At 61.4% G+C, this 16,236-nt stretch carries 17 protein-coding genes; 9 read left to right on the top strand and 8 right to left on the bottom strand.

All coding sequences use genetic code 11. From position 1 onward, the window contains the following. Positions 1-31: 31 nt before the first annotated feature. Both CUJ84_RS28605 and CUJ84_RS28600 read right to left on the bottom strand, forming a co-directional pair. Positions 32-1,162, bottom strand: coding sequence for an HPP family protein (locus tag CUJ84_RS28605; protein ID WP_105008993.1), 1,131 nt, complete (start codon positions 1,160-1,162; stop codon positions 32-34). A 56-nt stretch (positions 1,163-1,218) separates the two neighbouring features. Then, a complete protein-coding gene (locus CUJ84_RS28600) occupies positions 1,219-2,124 on the bottom strand; it encodes a LysR family transcriptional regulator (protein WP_105008992.1) in 906 nt (301 codons plus the stop codon). 259 nt (positions 2,125-2,383) lie between these two features. On the opposite strand from CUJ84_RS28600, the gene CUJ84_RS28595 reads away from it, so the two are divergent. Both CUJ84_RS28595 and CUJ84_RS28590 read left to right on the top strand, forming a co-directional pair. Continuing rightward, positions 2,384-2,695, top strand: a complete 312-nt coding sequence (locus CUJ84_RS28595; protein ID WP_105008991.1) for a hypothetical protein — start codon at positions 2,384-2,386, stop codon at positions 2,693-2,695. A 425-nt stretch (positions 2,696-3,120) separates the two neighbouring features. Beyond that, a complete protein-coding gene (locus CUJ84_RS28590) occupies positions 3,121-3,321 on the top strand; it encodes a hypothetical protein (RefSeq protein ID WP_105008990.1) in 201 nt (66 codons plus the stop codon). A gap of 31 nt (positions 3,322-3,352) precedes the next feature. On the opposite strand, the gene CUJ84_RS28585 is transcribed toward CUJ84_RS28590, so the two are convergent. Further along, a complete protein-coding gene (locus tag CUJ84_RS28585; protein WP_105008989.1) occupies positions 3,353-4,273 on the bottom strand; it encodes a GNAT family N-acetyltransferase in 921 nt (306 codons plus the stop codon). Positions 4,274-4,535: 262 nt separating this feature from the next. On the opposite strand from CUJ84_RS28585, the gene argE reads away from it, so the two are divergent. The 6 genes from argE (at position 4,536) to CUJ84_RS28555 (ending at position 11,107) form a co-directional block, all read left to right on the top strand. After that, the gene (gene argE / locus CUJ84_RS28580) at positions 4,536-5,657 is read left to right on the top strand and encodes an acetylornithine deacetylase (RefSeq protein WP_105008988.1); all 1,122 of its coding nucleotides are present in this window, start codon (positions 4,536-4,538) and stop codon (positions 5,655-5,657) included. Between the two features lie 27 nt (positions 5,658-5,684). Beyond that, a complete protein-coding gene (locus CUJ84_RS28575) occupies positions 5,685-6,608 on the top strand; it encodes a 2-hydroxyacid dehydrogenase (RefSeq protein ID WP_105008987.1) in 924 nt (307 codons plus the stop codon). 25 nt (positions 6,609-6,633) lie between these two features. Continuing rightward, entirely contained in the window at positions 6,634-6,987 is a 354-nt protein-coding gene (locus CUJ84_RS28570) for a cupin domain-containing protein (RefSeq protein WP_033183351.1), read from the top strand. 130 nt (positions 6,988-7,117) lie between these two features. Continuing rightward, positions 7,118-8,581, top strand: coding sequence for an aldehyde dehydrogenase family protein (locus CUJ84_RS28565; protein ID WP_105008986.1), 1,464 nt, complete (start codon positions 7,118-7,120; stop codon positions 8,579-8,581). 9 nt (positions 8,582-8,590) lie between these two features. Further along, positions 8,591-9,634: a tartrate dehydrogenase gene (locus CUJ84_RS28560; protein ID WP_105008985.1), complete on the top strand. Its 1,044-nt coding sequence runs from the start codon at positions 8,591-8,593 to the stop codon at positions 9,632-9,634. A gap of 15 nt (positions 9,635-9,649) precedes the next feature. Then, a complete protein-coding gene (locus tag CUJ84_RS28555; protein ID WP_105008984.1) occupies positions 9,650-11,107 on the top strand; it encodes an NAD-dependent succinate-semialdehyde dehydrogenase in 1,458 nt (485 codons plus the stop codon). A gap of 143 nt (positions 11,108-11,250) precedes the next feature. On the opposite strand, the gene speB is transcribed toward CUJ84_RS28555, so the two are convergent. The 5 genes from speB to CUJ84_RS28530 are packed head-to-tail and all read right to left on the bottom strand — an operon-like array spanning position 11,251 to position 15,169. Next, complete coding sequence (gene speB / locus CUJ84_RS28550) at positions 11,251-12,201, bottom strand: agmatinase (RefSeq protein WP_105008983.1); 951 nt, start codon at positions 12,199-12,201, stop codon at positions 11,251-11,253. A 19-nt stretch (positions 12,202-12,220) separates the two neighbouring features. Then, entirely contained in the window at positions 12,221-13,003 is a 783-nt protein-coding gene (locus tag CUJ84_RS28545; protein ID WP_105008982.1) for an amino acid ABC transporter ATP-binding protein, read from the bottom strand. Between the two features lies 1 nt (position 13,004). Beyond that, positions 13,005-13,652, bottom strand: a complete 648-nt coding sequence (locus CUJ84_RS28540) for an amino acid ABC transporter permease (protein ID WP_105008981.1) — start codon at positions 13,650-13,652, stop codon at positions 13,005-13,007. Next, a complete protein-coding gene (locus CUJ84_RS28535; RefSeq protein ID WP_105008980.1) occupies positions 13,649-14,302 on the bottom strand; it encodes an amino acid ABC transporter permease in 654 nt (217 codons plus the stop codon). The genes CUJ84_RS28540 and CUJ84_RS28535 overlap by 4 nt, the downstream gene beginning before the upstream one ends. A 21-nt stretch (positions 14,303-14,323) precedes the next feature. Next, the gene (locus CUJ84_RS28530) at positions 14,324-15,169 is read right to left on the bottom strand and encodes a transporter substrate-binding domain-containing protein (RefSeq protein ID WP_105008979.1); all 846 of its coding nucleotides are present in this window, start codon (positions 15,167-15,169) and stop codon (positions 14,324-14,326) included. A 127-nt stretch (positions 15,170-15,296) separates the two neighbouring features. Between CUJ84_RS28530 and CUJ84_RS28525 the strand changes: the two genes are divergently transcribed. After that, complete coding sequence (locus CUJ84_RS28525) at positions 15,297-16,235, top strand: LysR family transcriptional regulator (RefSeq protein WP_105008978.1); 939 nt, start codon at positions 15,297-15,299, stop codon at positions 16,233-16,235. Position 16,236: the final 1 nt, after the last annotated feature.

Raw genomic sequence — 16,236 nt, 5'->3', positions numbered from 1 at the left:
TTTTTCTCCAGCTACGTTCCACGCTCACCGCTCAGGCCACCGCCGGAACCGTATTATCCTCCTTTGGCACCAGCCGCGCCACTGCGCTGAGGAGATCCGTTTGCGATATCAGGCCAAGGATCCGGTAATCGTCATCGACAATGATGACGGCATGCGTGCGCCCGTCCGTCAGAACGGGCAACAGCGACAGAGCAGGATCCGAAGGTCTGGCCACCGCCGGCCTCGAGATCGCATGCGCGATGGTCTCGGTGCTCATCGACAATTCCCGCAAGCCGACAGCGCCGACGAGACGGCCCTCCGGGTCTTTCACCGGCAAGGTGCGGATATTATGCTTCAAGAGAAGATGCCGTGCGGCATCCGGCTCCGAAGCTTCGCCAATGGCGATCACGTCACGCGACATGATATCGGCACAGCTGATCTTGCCGTTTGAGCGGATGGCCGCTTGCAGCTCGACCTGCTGCAGCAGCCGGCCGAGGTCTGCCCGGTCGATATCGAAGGTTTCGTCGAGCGCTTCGAGGGCCGCATCGACATCCTCCTCGCGAAAACCCACCCGCACGGCCGATGGCAGGTCGATCGTCTGATGGGTGTTCTCCGCCGGTTTCGGAACGACATGCGGATAATTTCGTTTGGAAAGCCTGTGGAACAACAGGCCAAGGCCAACGAGAATGCAGGAGTTCAAAGCGACGGGCACGAAGGGAAAGAGGAATCCCCAGCCGGCAACGACAGGACCGCCGAGCACGGCGGTCAGAGCAGCGGCTCCTCCCGGCGGATGAAGGCAGCGCGTGAAGGACATCGCGCCGATGGCAAGGGAAACGCCGACGCCGGTCGCGATGATCGGATCGCGAATGAAGTATGCGGCAATAATCCCCATCAGCGCGGAAATCGTATTGCCGCCAATGATCGACCAAGGCTGCGCCAGCGGGCTTGCCGGCACCGCGAAAAGAAGCACCGCGGACGCCCCCATCGGCGCGACGATCAGGGGAAGATGCGGCCCCTGGCCGAACAGATAGCCGCTGATGACGCCGGTGAGGCCAATGGCCAGCAAAGCGCCGAGACATCCAATCAATCGCTCTCGTAGGGTCGCACCGGCCAGAATAGGTGAAAACAAACGGAAGCGGCGGAAACGGCTCGGTCCCACCTTCGGGGAAACGGGATACTGCATGACAAGACCAATTTTAAGCGAGGATTATCTAGCGGCGAAGGAGGACGACGTTCAGGCTAGTTTGTTGCCAGCCTGATATCTCTGCCTTTGGTCGCGTTGAGGACTTCGTGGAATGCGTTGAACGCGCTTGGGCGATCATTCCTGCGGTAGACGAGCAATGTCTCGACAGGCCCGAGCTGATGGGTCTGGACAGGCGTCGGCCAGTGCATGAGGTCAAGGACGGATCGCGGCATGACGCCCGCCATGTTGCCGGTCGCAACGCTCGCCAGGATCGCGTGGTAGGAGCCGAGTTCGCTCGTCGGCAGGGCGCTCGATTTGCGCGCCCAGTTTTCGGCGATCCGGCGATAGGTGCAGCCGGGTTCCAGAGCGGCGAGTGATCCGACACGCAGGTCTGCGGCGGATTTGATGGAGGGATGCCCGGACGGCAACACGATCAACAGGTCCTCGACGAAGACCGGCTCCATCTCAAGGGCCTTGAGTTCGGCATCGAAGCTCGGGTCTTCCTCCCGCATCGTCTTCGGCGGGCGGGCAATCAGCGCGCAATCCAGTGCATCAGAGAGAACATCGCGGGTCAGATCGCGGGACGCCCCCATCGTCAGATGAAGCGACACCTCCGGCCACATCTGATTGAATTGCGTCAGCGCCGCCGGCAGCCTGCTTGCTGCCGTGCTCTCCATGGTGCCGACCCGCAATGTCCCCGATGGGGAGAGAGGCCGCACGGCCTGGCGCGCTTCGAGCGCAAGCGCCGTAAGCCGGTTGGCATAGACGAGAAACGTCTCGCCCTCGCGTGTCAACGTCATCTTCTTGCCGTCACGGCTGAAGAGGGAAACGCCGAGGTCCTCCTCCAATTGCTGGACGCGCGTCGTCACATTCGACGGCGCCCGCCCTACGGCCTTGGCAGCCTTGGTAACGCTGCGGTCGCTGGCAACAGCGAGAAATATCTGGATCGATGAAAGGTCCAACGAAATGATCTCGTTTACGGAATTAAGACGACAGATAATTCTCTATATAAAAATCATTGCCGCAGCTCAAGCCGATTTCGGCATCGGACGAAAAAGATGAGCCCAAGCAGACGAGCGATTGCCGAAAAAAGGGTCGCGACGCCGAGGAAATAGCCATGCAAGCCGCGACATTGCCTCTGTCGGATGACGTTTGAGGGTTTGAGGCTGGCATGAGGTTTGCATGCTTAGTGCTATCTGCGGATCGATCGGCGACGACCCTATGTTGCAACTTGTCTTGACCTGTCTTCTTCTGAGCGTCGCTTCAGGCTTGAGCATGCGCCGTTTTCTAATGCCGTATTTCCCAGGCGGCGATCTCGCCGAGAAATCTGCTCCTGTGACAATCGTCGCAAGCGCCGTCTTTCTGGCGGCAATCGCTTTCACTGTCTCTGATCAGAATCTCTGGGCAAAATCCGTCATCCTGATGCTCGGCCTTTCGCTGGCAGCCATGTTCGACGATGCGAGACCCAGGCTGATGATCGCACTCTCCGCCGTCAGTCTGGCAGCCTACCTCGGGCTGCGTTCGATCGGCTGAGCATCCAACCATCACGCAAACAGATCAGTGGCGATTGAACACCGCAGCATATCGCTGGTGCCCAATCGAGGCGATTGCATCCACCGACGAAAATCATTCGTCAACAGAGCCACATCTTACAACTTGAAACATCTCCCCACCGGGGGACAAGGAAGACTTCGCGCAATACGAGAAAATGATCTCTATTGAAGAATATTCTTTCACTGTTATTCTGTATTATAGAACATTTACCGAAGGCACACTGGGATCGCAGCAAGCAGAAATCGGACCTCTCGCGATCGGTGTCTCTCGACTCCAGGAAATCGAGACCATCGATCCCGGGACCTGATCGTGACCGATGCCGAAATCCGGTCTCGTAACGACACCGGCTCCCGTGCCGCACGGATGTTCGAGTTGCGCTGACGATGGGGAGGCGAGTGGCGATCATGGACAGCGACCCGGCAGGAAAAATCTGGTCGGAATGGTATGCGTGGCATCCTGTCTTGCCGATCGATGACTCAGTGTTCTGGCTCGAGACCGTATACCGCCGGGAAAGCCCGGAAGGGCTCTGGCAATATCGTTCGTTCCGGCCCGAATGTGAACGCCGGCAGGCTCTGATCGACATACCGGTCTGTCCCGGCGCTTAAACCCCGACAACGATCGCCAGGTAAGCTTGCGTCAACCGAGCGCCTGGCTGACGAGTGCATAGGTCCTCGGCTCATGTGCCGGCTGATGCCCCGGAACCGGAAGCCAAGGGCCGCCGAGCGACATGGTCGTTACGATGTCGTAAACGGGAAGACCGCAGCGGGAGAGGAAATCGGAAAAGGTCCCGCCCTGCTCGCGTGTGTCGAGGCGCAGGAACGCTCCTGTATGCTCGGCCGCATGCGGGCGGACGACAGCGATCGCGTCTGCGTCACTGCGCGCCACAATAGGACCGATGACATGGCCACGCCCGAACCGCCGGCAAAGCGAGAAAGCCTCGATCCTGCCGGCGCGGGTCAACACCATACCCTTGGAATTTGCCATCAGCCGGGCCAGCAGTAGCTTGCGATCGGTGCCGAAGGCCACGCAGTCCAATTCGGCGATCGCTTCCAGATCGCCAGCCTCCACTGCCCGTATCACCGCACCGGACGGCAGCTCCACATCCGGCGGCGAGATCGCTTCGCCCTGGCATTGAAAGACGAGCGCCTCGCGAACAAAGTTCAGGGAACGATAGAGACGTCGCGCTGCGCGCGTCGCATTCAGCCCGAGGTTCCGCCCGGCGACCTGCTCCAGCGCGTGGCCCATGAGCCATTGCCCGGCGCCATTGGTTTGAAGACGCGGCGAGGTGATGACCATACCGATCGTGGCAAATTGGGCATCGTAGGGAAACCACATCGCAGAGCCCAGGATGCGGCCGATTTCATCGATCGCCACAATGCCCTGGCCGAATTCCCGCAAGAACTGCCAGTCTTCGCCACGATGCGGCCAGGCGACGGTCATCGACAGCGCATGCAACTTGTCGAGGGCAACGCTGTCGATCCCGGCAATGTGCGTCTCGAAACTATCGACGAACCTGGATTCGGATGTCAGTTCACTCACTCCCACCCCCTGCCGCATTTTTCTGGCCAAGCCTGTGCCCGGAAACTTCTCTGTCCAGACTAGAACAGATCGTTCGATACAATTCACTGGTGAGGCCGGCGCAAACACAACAATCGACCAAATCCGCTGCGCTTTCGGCAAATAAAGCCTGGACCGTCCTCTAAAGTCATTGACCAGGCCCGACCGACCGCAGTCGCCGTTCACCGTGAGAACCTGGAATGTCGCCTCCCGTCAGCCCAGTTGCAAGCACCTCGAAGATCCCCGCACTGTGAGGAATCCCATGCAGGCAATTGAAATTCTCGAAAGGCTCGTTGGTTTCCCCTCTGTCGTCGGCACGCCGAACGGCGAGATCGTGGTGTGGATCCGGCACTATCTGCAAAGCCACGGCGTTGTCGTCACGGAGCTTCCCGGCCCGGAGGGCGACCGGTCGAACCTCTTCGCCACGATCGGCCCGAAGGAAACGCCGGGCTATATCCTCTCCGGCCATATGGACGTGGTCCCCGCCGCCGAAATCGGCTGGACCAGCAATCCGTTCCGCCTGCGCGCCGAAGCGGACCGCCTCTACGGTCGCGGCGCCACCGACATGAAGGGTTTCCTGGCCGCCGTTCTCGCAGCCGTCCCGGCGCTTGCGGCCATGCCACTTCGCCAGCCCGTCCACCTTGCCTTTTCCTATGACGAGGAGGCCGGCTGTCGCGGCGTGCCGCACATGATCGCCCGCCTGCCGGAGCTCTGTGCAGCCCCGCTTGGCGCGATCATCGGCGAGCCGAGCGGCATGCGGGCGATCCGCGCCCACAAGGGCAAGGCCGCCGCCCGGCTGACGGTCAGGGGCCGGTCCGGCCATTCCTCGCGTCCGGACCAGGGACTGAACGCAATCCATGCCATCACCGATGTTCTGGCCTGCGCTCGCGCCGAAGCCGAACGGCTCACCTGCGGCCCGTTCGAGCATGTCTTCGAACCGTCCTACTCCTCCCTTCAGGTCGGCACGCTGAAGGGCGGCCAGGCGGTTAACATCATTCCCGACAGCTGCGAGGCCGAGTTCGAGGCGCGGGCTATTTCCGGCGTCGATCCGATCACGCTGCTGGCGCCGCTGCGAGCATCGGCCGAGGCGCTGTCGCCGCTCGGCTTCCAGGTGGAATGGCGCGAACTCAGCGCCTATCCGGCGCTTTCGCTTGCCGCCGATGCGCCGCTTGCGGCGCTGCTTGGCGAACTGACCGGCATCGAGCCGCTCGCCGCGGTCAGCTACGGCACGGAGGCCGGGCTTTTCCAGCGCGCCGGCATCGATGCGATCATCTGCGGCCCCGGCGACATCGGCCGCGCTCACAAGCCGGACGAATTCATCCTCACCGGCGAACTGCTCGCCTGCCAGGCGATGGTCGAGGCGCTTGGCCGCCGCTGCGCCTGATGACATCGAGATCAAGGAGCCGACGCGATGACCTTTCTCTTCAATTCCGATGCGAAGCGCGGCGCCATCTTCGCCGAAGCCTTCGCGCGCGAACTGCCCGACATTGCTTTCTCCATGGATCCCAAGTCGGTCGAAGCCGAGGCCGTGCGCTACCTGATCACCTGGACGGTGCCTGATGATCTCGCGCGCTACCGCAATCTCGAAATCCTCTTTTCGATCGGCGCGGGTATCGACCAGTTCCGCATCGATGCCGTGCCGGCATCGGTCAAGGTCGTGCGCATGGTCGAGGACGGCATCACCAGGATGATGCAGGAATATGTGACGCTGGCCGTACTTGCGCTCCATCGCGACCTGCCGACCTATCTCGACCAGCAGCGGCGCCGGACCTGGCAGACGATCGCGCCGGTACAGGCCTCCGAACGCCGCATCGGTGTGCTCGGGCTCGGCATGCTTGGAAGCGCGGTGCTCGAACGTCTGCAGCCCTTCGGCTTTCCGCTTTCGGGCTGGAGCCGCAGCCCGCGCGAGATCGACGGCATCCGATGCCTGAGCGGCCGCGACGGCCTCGATATTCTTATTGCAACCACCGACATTCTTGTCTGCCTGCTGCCGCTGACGGATGAGACGCGCGGTTTCCTGAATGGCGAGCTCTTCGCCGGACTGCCGGCCGGCGCTGCGCTCGTCCATGTCGGCCGCGGCGCTCAGCTCGATCATCAGGCGCTCGTCGACGCGCTCGACGCCGGACATCTCTCAGGCGCCGTCGTCGACGTCACCGATCCGGAACCGCTGCCTGAGGACCACGCCTTCTGGAGCCATCCGAAGATCCTGCTGACGCCGCACATTGCGAGCGTCACCCAAGCTGAGACCGCCGCGGCGGCCGTGATCGGCAACATCAAGCGGCACCAGGCGGGTCTCGATCCGATTGGATTGATCGATCGCAGCCGCGGCTACTGAGTTCTCAACCTAGGAAAGCAAAATCATGTCCCTCCTCAAGACGATCGACACCAACCCGACCTTCGCGCCGCGCGAGTCCGGTCCACTCCCAGAACGGCTGATCTCGGGCAATCCTGCTTTCAAGACCTGGGCGCAGGACGTCGCCCGCGGCGAGACGGTTCATAGCGGCGTGTGGGAGGCGACACCTGGCGAGACGCGCTCGATCAAGGGCGAGACGTTCGAGTTCTGCCATATCCTTTCCGGCCTGGTCGAACTCACGCCGGAAGGCGGCGAACCGGTGGTCTACAAGGCCGGCGACAGCTTCGTCATGAAGCCGGGCTTCGTTGGCGTCTGGAAGACGATCGAGACAGTGCGCAAGATCTACGTCACCGTGTCGTGATGCCGACGCCGTAGATTTGACTGCGGCGGCGGCGAAAACGCAATTTTTCGCCGCTGCGGCATCACCGGTCGATGCATGCTGCTCGCATTCCCCAGTTAGGCTTGCCTCAGCCCCATCCCGAGGACATGCGATGACACTCAGCTTCGATCCGAACACGATATCCCTGCCCGCCGGACATTTCATCGGCGGACGGCTGGTTCCGGCCGAGGCCGTCATCGACATGCATCGCCCATCCGACGGCAAGGCTTATGCCGGCTGTCCGCGGGCCGACGAAGCCCTTGTCGATCACGCCGTCGAAACAGCCAGGACGGCATTGAAGACGAGCAATTGGGGCGGCATGCGGCCGCGCGCGCGCACCGTGGCACTGCAGCGCTGGGCGGACCTGATCGAAGCCGAGGCGGAGACCCTCGCCAGGCTCGAGGCGCTCCCCTCGACACGGCCCATCGGTCATCTCATCGCCGGCGACATCGCCGTCACCGCTGAACAGATCCGCTTCTTTGCCGAGTTCGCCGACAAGGAAGGCGGCGACCTCGTCCCGACCGACGATGCCAATTTCGGCATGATCATGACGGAACCCTATGGCGTCGTCGGCGCCATAACGCCCTGGAATTTCCCCTTGTCCATGGCCGGCTGGAAGCTCGGTCCGGCGCTGGCGGCAGGCAATGCGGTGGTGTTGAAGCCGTCGGAAATGACGCCGTTTTCGACGCTCTATCTCGCCGAACTTTCGGTGCGAGCCGGCCTGCCGGCCGGTCTCGTCAACATCGTGCTCGGCGACGGCCCGACCACGGGAAATGCGATCACCGGACATGCCGGCATCTCCAAGATCAGCTTCACCGGCTCGACTGCGGCCGGCTCGGCAATCATGACCAACATCGCCCGCACCGGCGTCAAGCCGATGACGCTGGAACTCGGCGGCAAAAGCCCGCAGCTGGTCTTCGCCGATGCTGATCTCGAGCTTGCAGCCGGCGCAATCGCCGGCAGCATTCTCTCCAACGCCGGTCAGGCCTGCGTTTGCGGATCCCGGCTGATCGTCGAGGCGAAGGTGGCGGACGCGCTCGCAGCCGCACTTATCGAGAGGCTGGCGGCCATCCGCCCCGGCCCCACCTGGGATGAAGCAACCGATTATTCGCCCGTCATCTCCGAACGACAGATCGCCCGCATGGACGGTATTATCCGCGCCGCCATCGATGGTGGCGCCGAGTGCCTCACCGGTGGCCGCCGCCTCGACCGCGAGGGCTATTTCTACGCACCGACCCTGATTTCCGGCGTGACGGCAACATCGCCGGCGGTTCTGGAAGAAATCTTCGGACCGGTGCTGACCATTCAGACCTTCGAGGATGAGGAAGAGGCGCTGAGCCTCGCCGACCATCCGGCCTATGGGCTCGCCGCCGGCCTCTTCACCCGCGATCTCTCGCGTGCCATCCGCGTGACCCGCCGCCTGCAGGCCGGTACCGTTTGGGTCAACCGCTACGGCCGCTCGCGCGACCATATCCTGCCGACCGGCGGCTATAAGCAGTCCGGCATCGGCAAGGATCTCGGCCGCGATGCCTATCTCGCCAACCGCAAGAGCAAGAGTGTGCTCATCAGCCTGTGAGGACCTGCGATGAAAACCTACAAGATCGCCCTTCTGCCCGGAGACGGGATCGGCCGCGACGTGACGGCAGCAGCCTGGGCCGTGCTCGAAAAGGCAGCTAGCCTGAACGGATTTTCTCTGGATGCAACCAGCTACCCCTGGTCCTGCGACTACTATCTGGAGAACGGCAGCATGATGCCCGCCGACGGCATCGAAACGCTCAGACCCTTCGATGCCATCCTGCTCGGTGCCGTCGGCTGGCCTCGTAAAGTACCGGATTCCGTGTCACTGCACGGACTTCTGCTGCCGATCCGCAAGGCTTTCGTGCAATATGCCAATATCCGCCCGCACCGGCTGCTGCCGGGTGTGCAGGGGCCGCTGAGGGCTGACGGCTTCGATATCCTCTGCATTCGCGAAAATACAGAGGGCGAATATTCCGGCGCCGGTGGCCGCGTCCACCAGGGCACCGACAATGAGGTGGCTGTGGAGACCTCGATCTTCACCCGCACGGGGGTCGAACGCATCCTCCGTTTCGGCTTCGAGCAGGCGCGGACACGACGCGGCAAGCTTGCCTCGGTGACGAAGTCCAACGCGCAGAAATATTCGATGGTCTTCTGGGACGAGATCACCCAGAGGCTTTCTGCGGAATATCCCGATGTCGAGGTGACCAGCTACCATATCGACGCGATGGCCGCCCGCATGGTCATGGCGCCTGATAGTCTCGACGTCGTGGTCGCTTCCAACCTGTTCGGCGATATCCTGACCGACCTCGGCGCCGCCATCCAGGGCGGGCTCGGCTTTGCAGCCTCCGCCAATATCAATCCCGATCGCTCGGCGCCATCGATGTTCGAACCGGTCCACGGCTCCGCGCCCGATATCGCTCATCTCGGCATCGCCAATCCGATCGCCGCCATCTGGTCGGGCGCGATGATGCTGGAGCATTTGGGAGAACAGGCCGCAGCCGCAAGGGTGATGGCATCAATCGAGGCGACGACGGCACGCGGCATCGGCGCAATTCCCGGCAAGGACAAGACCGACGCGATCACGGCATCGGTGCTTTCGGCACTTGGCTGATCAATGGAGAACAGAATGAACGGATTGAAGGACAGCGGCCTGTTTCGTCAGCAAGGGCTGATCGACGGAGAATGGCTTGGGGCAGCAGCCGGACGTACGATCGAGGTGATCGATCCGGCGACGCAGCATGTGCTGGGCACGGTGCCCGACATGGACGGAGCCGATACCAGAGCGGCAATCGCCGCGGCGGAAAAGGCCTTCGGTCCATGGCGTGCAAAGACCAATGCCGAGCGCGGCGCATTGCTGGAAGCCTGGCATGATCTGATGCTCGACAATATTGAGGATCTGGCGTTGATCCTCACCCGTGAGCAGGGCAAGCCGCTGACGGAAGCGCGCGGCGAAATCCGCTACGGCGCCTCGTTCATCAAATGGTTCTCCGAGGAGGCGCGCCGCATCGGCGGAACGACCATTCCCTCGCCGACGGCGGATCGGCGGATCGTCGTTCTGAAGGAGCCTGTCGGCGTGTCGGCGATCATCACGCCGTGGAATTTTCCGAATGCGATGATCACCCGCAAGGTCGGGCCGGCACTCGCCGCAGGCTGCACGGTCGTCATCAAGCCATCGGACCTCACCCCTTATTCGGCGTTGGCGCTCGGCGTATTGGCGGAGCGCGCCGGCATCCCGAAGGGGGTGATCAATATCGTCACCGGCATGCCGGCCGGCATCGGCGACGAACTGATGGCGAACCAGACCGTCCGCAAGATCTCTTTCACCGGCTCCACCCGGGTCGGCTCGCTGCTGATGCGCGGCGCGGCCGACAGCGTCAAGCGGCTCAGTCTCGAACTCGGCGGCAACGCGCCGTTCATCGTCTTCGACGATGCCGATCTCGATCTTGCCGTGGAAGGCGCAATCGCATCGAAATTCCGCAATGGCGGGCAGACCTGTGTCTGCGCCAATCGCCTTCTCGTCCAGTCCGGCGTCTACGAGGCCTTTGCCGCCAAACTTTCCGCACGCGTATCGGCCATGAAGGTCGGGGCCGGCACGGATGCCGGCACCGATATCGGGCCGATGATCAACAAGGCGGCGATCGAGAAGATCAAGCGTCATGTCGACGATGCGGTGGAAAAGGGAGCAAGCATCCTCGCAACCGCGGGTTCCGTGCCTGAAGGCGATCAATATGCGGTGCCGATGGTGCTCGGCGGCGCGACGACCGAGATGCAGCTTGCCAGCGAAGAGACCTTCGGACCCGTTGCCCCGCTTTTCCGTTTCGACAACGAGGAAGAGGCGATCCGCATCGCCAACGCCACGCCCTTCGGCCTTGCGGCCTATTTCTACACCGAGAGCCTGAAACGCTCCTGGCGGGTCGCCGAAGCGCTCGAATTCGGGATGCTCGGCCTGAACACGGGGGCCATTTCGACCGAGGTCGCCCCCTTTGGCGGCGTCAAGCAGTCCGGCCTCGGCCGCGAAGGCGCCCAATGCGGCATCGACGAATATCTGGAAATGAAGAGCTTCCACATCGGCGGGCTCGCCTAAGAGAGGAGAGGAGAGCCGACAAGGCGGCCGCCCGCTACTAAGCCCAGTCGGCTCGAAGCTACAATTTTTGCCATATGAATGGGAGCTTGCCGCTACGCACAGGAAAAGACAGGAGTTTCGCAAAGCGGCATTCACTGCTGAGCTTAACTGCTAACCGCGAAGATGCGACCGATGGTATTGAGCAGAATCTGGGCGGCGAGGATAGCCGTCGAGCCGGTATGGTCGTAGTCGGGCGCGACTTCGACCAGATCGATGCCGACGATCTTGCCGCGCTTCGCTAACCCTGCGATCAGTTCCAGAACCTCGTAGTAGATGAAGCCGCCGTGGCTCGGCGTGCCGGTGCCAGGCGCGATTGAAGGATCGAAACCATCGATGTCGATGGAGAGATAATAGCGCTTTCCCGCAGGAATGCGCTCCAGCACATTTTCCACGCCGAGCTTGCGGATTTGCCGAACGGAGAGGATTTCCGATCCATGCGCTCGGGCATAGTCATAGCCTTCCTTAGCGGTGGAGGAGACGTTGCGGATCCCGAGTTGCGTCATGCCTGTAACCCACGGCTTTTCCGAGGCACGGCGCATCGGGCTGCCGTGACCATAGCGGACGCCGTGACGCTCATCGACGAAATCGAGATGGGCATCGAACTGCACCAAATGAATGGGCTCCTGATCGCTGAAAGCATTGATACAGGGAATGTTGATGGAGTGGTCACCGCCGAGTACGACGGGGAGCGCCCCCGCCACAAGGATCTTGCGAACACCGAACTCGATATTCGCGTGGCTCGTCATCGTGTCGGTGTGCACGATGTCGGCGTCGCCTATGTCTACGATCCTGACATTTTCGAGATAGGTGACGTCATCTTCGTGATCGTAGGCTCCGGCATGGCCGAAAGAAAACAATGTGGAAGCCTCCCGGATGCCGCGCGGCCCGAAGCGGGCGCCGGAGCGCCATTGCGTACCGAAGTCGAAGGGCGCTCCGAGGATTGCGACATCGGCGTCGATCGCGTCCCAGTTCTCGACATAGGGACTCTTGGCGAAGGTGGAAATGCCGACGAATGGTAGATTCAGCCGGCCGGTGTTGTAACCGTGAGCAGCCATGGGTCTTCCTTTCAAGATATCAAAATGCGCGTTCGCGCCAGGTTTGCAGGAATTGCGAAAGGCGCTCGCTCTTTGGCGCTGCGAAAAGCGTTTGCGGCGAGCCTTCCTCAACAATGCGTCCGCCATCCATGAAGACGACGCGGTTGGCCGCGTGAGCGGCAAATCCCATTTCATGCGTGACGATGAGCATGGTCATGCCTTCGGCAGCGAGCGCTCTCATGACCGAGAGCACCTCGCCCACCAGTTCCGGGTCCAGCGCCGAGGTCGGCTCGTCGAACAGCATCACTTTCGGTTTCACGGCAAGCGCTCGGGCGATTGCCACGCGCTGCTTCTGCCCACCGGAAAGACTTTCGGGACGACGGTCGGCGAAAGCTGCGAGCCCCACCTTGGCTAGCGCCGCATGTCCGGTTTCTTCTGCCTCGGCGCGAGGGACGCGGTGGACGAGCCGGAGCGCAAGTGTCACGTTGTCGAGCACGTTCATATGCGGCCAGAGATGGAAATGCTGGAATACCATGCCAAGTGGACGTCGGACGTCGGCTAGCTCCTTCGCGCCGGCACGTTCGCGCGCCAGGGGCGTTTCCCGCCAGCCCATCATCCGGCCGAACACATTCACCTCGCCGGCGTCGTAAGGATCAAGAAAGGCGATGGAACGCAGGAGCGTGCTCTTGCCCGAGCCGGAGGGACCGATGATGCAAGCGACATCGCCGGCATGAATATCAAGATCGATACCGTTCAGTACCGTTTTTTCGCCGAAGCGTTTCTCAAGTCCGCGAACCGATATCGCCGCCGGTCTTGCCGTCATGTCAGGAGCCTTTCGCTGCAAGGCGGCGCTCTGCGTTTAAGCCGAGCCGCGCAATGGTTTCGACGAGCGCCCAATAAAGCAGAGCGACGGTGAGGTAGGGAGTGACGACCGCGAAACTGATGGAACTGATTGTTCCTGCAACCTTTGTCAGTTCACCGAGTGTGATGACGGACAGAACAGCAGATTCCTTCACCAGATTGATCGCCTGCCCGACGGAGGGCGGAAGCGTCAATTTTATCGCCTGCGGCAGTTCCACATGCAGGAGCGCCTGGCCGGGTGTGAGGCCGAGCATAGCGGCCGCCTCGCATTCGCCCTTCGGCACCGCATCGAGCCCAGCCCGGAAAATTTCCGCGAAGGGCCCCGCGCCATAAAGACCGAGACCGACAATGCCGGTGACATAGGGACTGAGCACCAAACCGAATTGCGGGCCGCCGTAGTATAGAAGGAAGAGCACCAGTGCCAGAGGTGCGCCACGGGCGAATTCGACATAGACCCTGACCGTCAGGGACAGGAACCGCAAGCGGCTGCGAAGGGACAATGCCAGCAAGACGCCGACCAGAACGGCAATGCAAATTCCGAGAACCGAAACGGCGGCCGTGGTTGCAAGACCGGAGAGATAAAACGGAAGATCATTGAAAAAGCCGATCATCGTTGTCTGGCCCCTTGGGTCAGGCGGCGCTCCACCAGAAGACCAATACCGGCCAGAACCGCGCCAATTCCCACATACAGCAGGAGAGCGGAGGCATAGGCCTCCAACGGACGGAACGTAGAAGCCGCGACTTGTTGTGCCCTGCGGGTGACGTCCATAACCGCGATAACTGAAACCAGGGACGAATTCTTCACCAGCGCCTGCATTTCTCCGACAAGCGCCGGCAGCATCTTGCGCACAGCTTGCGGCACCTCGATGCGCAAGAAGGTTTGAGCCGCCGTCAAGCCAAGCATTTTGGCCGCCTCAATCTCACCTCTCGGCACCGCCAGCAGCCCGGCACGGTAGATTTCCGATTGGAAAGCCGCGGTGTTAAGCGCCAGCGCCAAGGTGGAGGCGACTGGTGGCTCCAGTTCCAGGCCGAGAAACGGCAGCAGATAGAAGACGACGAGAAGCTGGACGAGAATCGGCGTGCCACGCCAGAACGAGACATACAGCCCCGCTACGGCACGCGGCAGCCGACCGCCGCGCGAGGCGGCTGCAAGCAGCACAGCCAGCGGCCCGCCGAGCAGAAGCGCCGAAAAGCTGACCGTGACCGTGGTGAAGAGACCATTGAGAAGAGCCGGCCAGACGTCCGCCAGTATCCTGTCCATGACCGGTTCTCCCCTTACCCTTCACTCAGTGGCGGGAAGCGCTTCCGGCAGTTCCATCGGGGCGCCAAACCACTTTTTCTGCAGTTCGGCAAGCTTGCCGGATTTGTTGAGCTTGAGGAGTTCCGCATCGATCAGCGCGTTGAGCGAGGCGCTGTCGGCGTCGTTGCGGCCGGCCCATGAGAAATAGGTCTTCGGTCCGAAGGTGGGCAGCACGACTTCGAAGATATCCGGCCGCTGACGCGCCGCTTCAAGCAGGTTTGGCAATGAGTTGACGACGGCGTGGATGCGACCCGCGGCAAGGTCCGCATAGGCTTCGGAGAAGTCGGTATAGGTTGAAACGGTTACATCGCCCTTACCGGCAGCTTTCAGTTCCGTCGCGAGTGCCTCAAGCGCCGCGAGTTGGGCGGAACCCGCCTGTGAACCGACTGGTTTGCCGGCAATATCTTCCGGCTTGGCGATCTCGGCATCGCCCTTTCGTTTTAGGACAGCCATCGTGGCATCCGCGATCGGTACAGAAAGATGATAAGCCTTCATTCGCTCCGGCGTGACCGTGACCGAGGTGACGACGAAATCGAAGCGGCTAGCAGCAAGACCAGGCAGGATACCCTGCCAGGGCAGATCGAGTCGCTTCAGCTCGACTCCTGGCAGCTCTTTCATGACTTCGTCCATGATGTCGGCGGAATAGCCAACGATCTTCCCGTCTTCGACAAATTCGAACGGCGCAAAACGTGCCTCGGTGGCAACGGTGAAAACCTTCGCGGCCTTGATTTTGTCGAGCAGGTCGGCCGCGTGCGCGACTGGCGCAGCCATGGCGATAGCAAGCACGGCGCCCACCAGAAGAATTTTCGAATTCCGAATGGCTTTCATAGTCTCGTTCCCCTGTTTCTTCGGGATCGCTTCGTGATCTCCGACGAAGAGGAAAGCATGGACAATAGCGCAGAAAAATAGGAAATTAATGGAGTTTACATCAGAATTATTAATGTAAGGAAAGCAGATGCTACTGGCTCAATCCGACCTCCGCTCCTTGACGGTGTTTCGCTCAGTCGTGGAGCATAAGAGTTTTCTCGGCGCACAAATCGCGCTCGGCGTCAGCCAGTCCGCCATCAGCTTCCATATCAAGGCTCTGGAAGATCGCTTGGGTTTCAAGCTGTGCCGACGCGGCCGCTCAGGTTTCGAGCTGACGGATCGTGGCGTCATCGTACACGAGCGATCGAAAGGGCTTTTTCTGGCTCTTAATGCCTTCGAGAGCGACATTGGCACGCTCAAAAACCGGATCACCGGCACACTGAGGCTTGGCCTGGTCGACAACACCATCACTGACAGCGACCTGCCGATCCACCGGGTGATCGCTCGCATTAGTGAGAGGGCCCCGGAAGCCCGCATTGAACTGGCAATCGACTCTCCGGATGCATTGCTTTCCGAAATCGCCAACGGCGGACTCGACATCGCGCTTCTGCCGGAAACGCAACCCTATCAGGGTCTGAAGCTCTCCCGATTTCGGGAGGAAATCCATTCACTCTACTGCGCTCGAGGTCACCCACTCTTCAAGCAAGTGGAGGCCGGGTTGACGATAGAACACATCGAATCTTTCGATTTCGTTGTGCGGCCATACGCCAACATGCGTGAATTGCAATTCTTTCCGCAGGCACGAGCTCGCTCTGCAGCCTCCAATATGGAGGCCCAAGCCATGTTCATCATGTCGGGACACTATCTCGGTTACTTGCCGGACCACTATGCACGCGACTGGGTTCAGAAGGGTTCCTTCCGGCCACTTATGCCGGACGAAACTCGAATTCACTCCACATTCGTCATAGCCACGCGCTCCGCAGAAAAACCCTCGACCATCCTCGACTTCTTCATCCGCGAACTGGCAGGCATTGCCTCCGAATCCTTGCACAAGAGGCAATCTCCTGCTGCGGGGAGCGTGGTGTAGC

The organism is Rhizobium leguminosarum (assembly GCF_002953715.1).
Taxonomy (GTDB): Bacteria; Pseudomonadota; Alphaproteobacteria; order Rhizobiales; family Rhizobiaceae; genus Rhizobium; species Rhizobium leguminosarum_V.
This window is presented reverse-complemented; position numbering and strand designations above follow the sequence as displayed.

Coding starts and splice junctions, on each gene's coding strand:
- CUJ84_RS28605 (WP_105008993.1), bottom strand. CDS start 1,162: ATGCAGTATCCCGTTTCCCCGAAGGTGGGACCGAGCCGTTTCCGCCGC.
- CUJ84_RS28595 (WP_105008991.1), top strand. CDS start 2,384: ATGTTGCAACTTGTCTTGACCTGTCTTCTTCTGAGCGTCGCTTCAGGC.
- CUJ84_RS28590 (WP_105008990.1), top strand. CDS start 3,121: ATGGACAGCGACCCGGCAGGAAAAATCTGGTCGGAATGGTATGCGTGG.
- CUJ84_RS28585 (WP_105008989.1), bottom strand. CDS start 4,273: ATGCGGCAGGGGGTGGGAGTGAGTGAACTGACATCCGAATCCAGGTTC.
- argE (WP_105008988.1), top strand. CDS start 4,536: ATGCAGGCAATTGAAATTCTCGAAAGGCTCGTTGGTTTCCCCTCTGTC.
- CUJ84_RS28575 (WP_105008987.1), top strand. CDS start 5,685: ATGACCTTTCTCTTCAATTCCGATGCGAAGCGCGGCGCCATCTTCGCC.
- CUJ84_RS28570 (WP_033183351.1), top strand. CDS start 6,634: ATGTCCCTCCTCAAGACGATCGACACCAACCCGACCTTCGCGCCGCGC.
- CUJ84_RS28565 (WP_105008986.1), top strand. CDS start 7,118: ATGACACTCAGCTTCGATCCGAACACGATATCCCTGCCCGCCGGACAT.
- CUJ84_RS28560 (WP_105008985.1), top strand. CDS start 8,591: ATGAAAACCTACAAGATCGCCCTTCTGCCCGGAGACGGGATCGGCCGC.
- CUJ84_RS28555 (WP_105008984.1), top strand. CDS start 9,650: ATGAACGGATTGAAGGACAGCGGCCTGTTTCGTCAGCAAGGGCTGATC.
- speB (WP_105008983.1), bottom strand. CDS start 12,201: ATGGCTGCTCACGGTTACAACACCGGCCGGCTGAATCTACCATTCGTC.
- CUJ84_RS28545 (WP_105008982.1), bottom strand. CDS start 13,003: ATGACGGCAAGACCGGCGGCGATATCGGTTCGCGGACTTGAGAAACGC.
- CUJ84_RS28540 (WP_105008981.1), bottom strand. CDS start 13,652: ATGATCGGCTTTTTCAATGATCTTCCGTTTTATCTCTCCGGTCTTGCA.
- CUJ84_RS28535 (WP_105008980.1), bottom strand. CDS start 14,302: ATGGACAGGATACTGGCGGACGTCTGGCCGGCTCTTCTCAATGGTCTC.
- CUJ84_RS28530 (WP_105008979.1), bottom strand. CDS start 15,169: ATGAAAGCCATTCGGAATTCGAAAATTCTTCTGGTGGGCGCCGTGCTT.
- CUJ84_RS28525 (WP_105008978.1), top strand. CDS start 15,297: ATGCTACTGGCTCAATCCGACCTCCGCTCCTTGACGGTGTTTCGCTCA.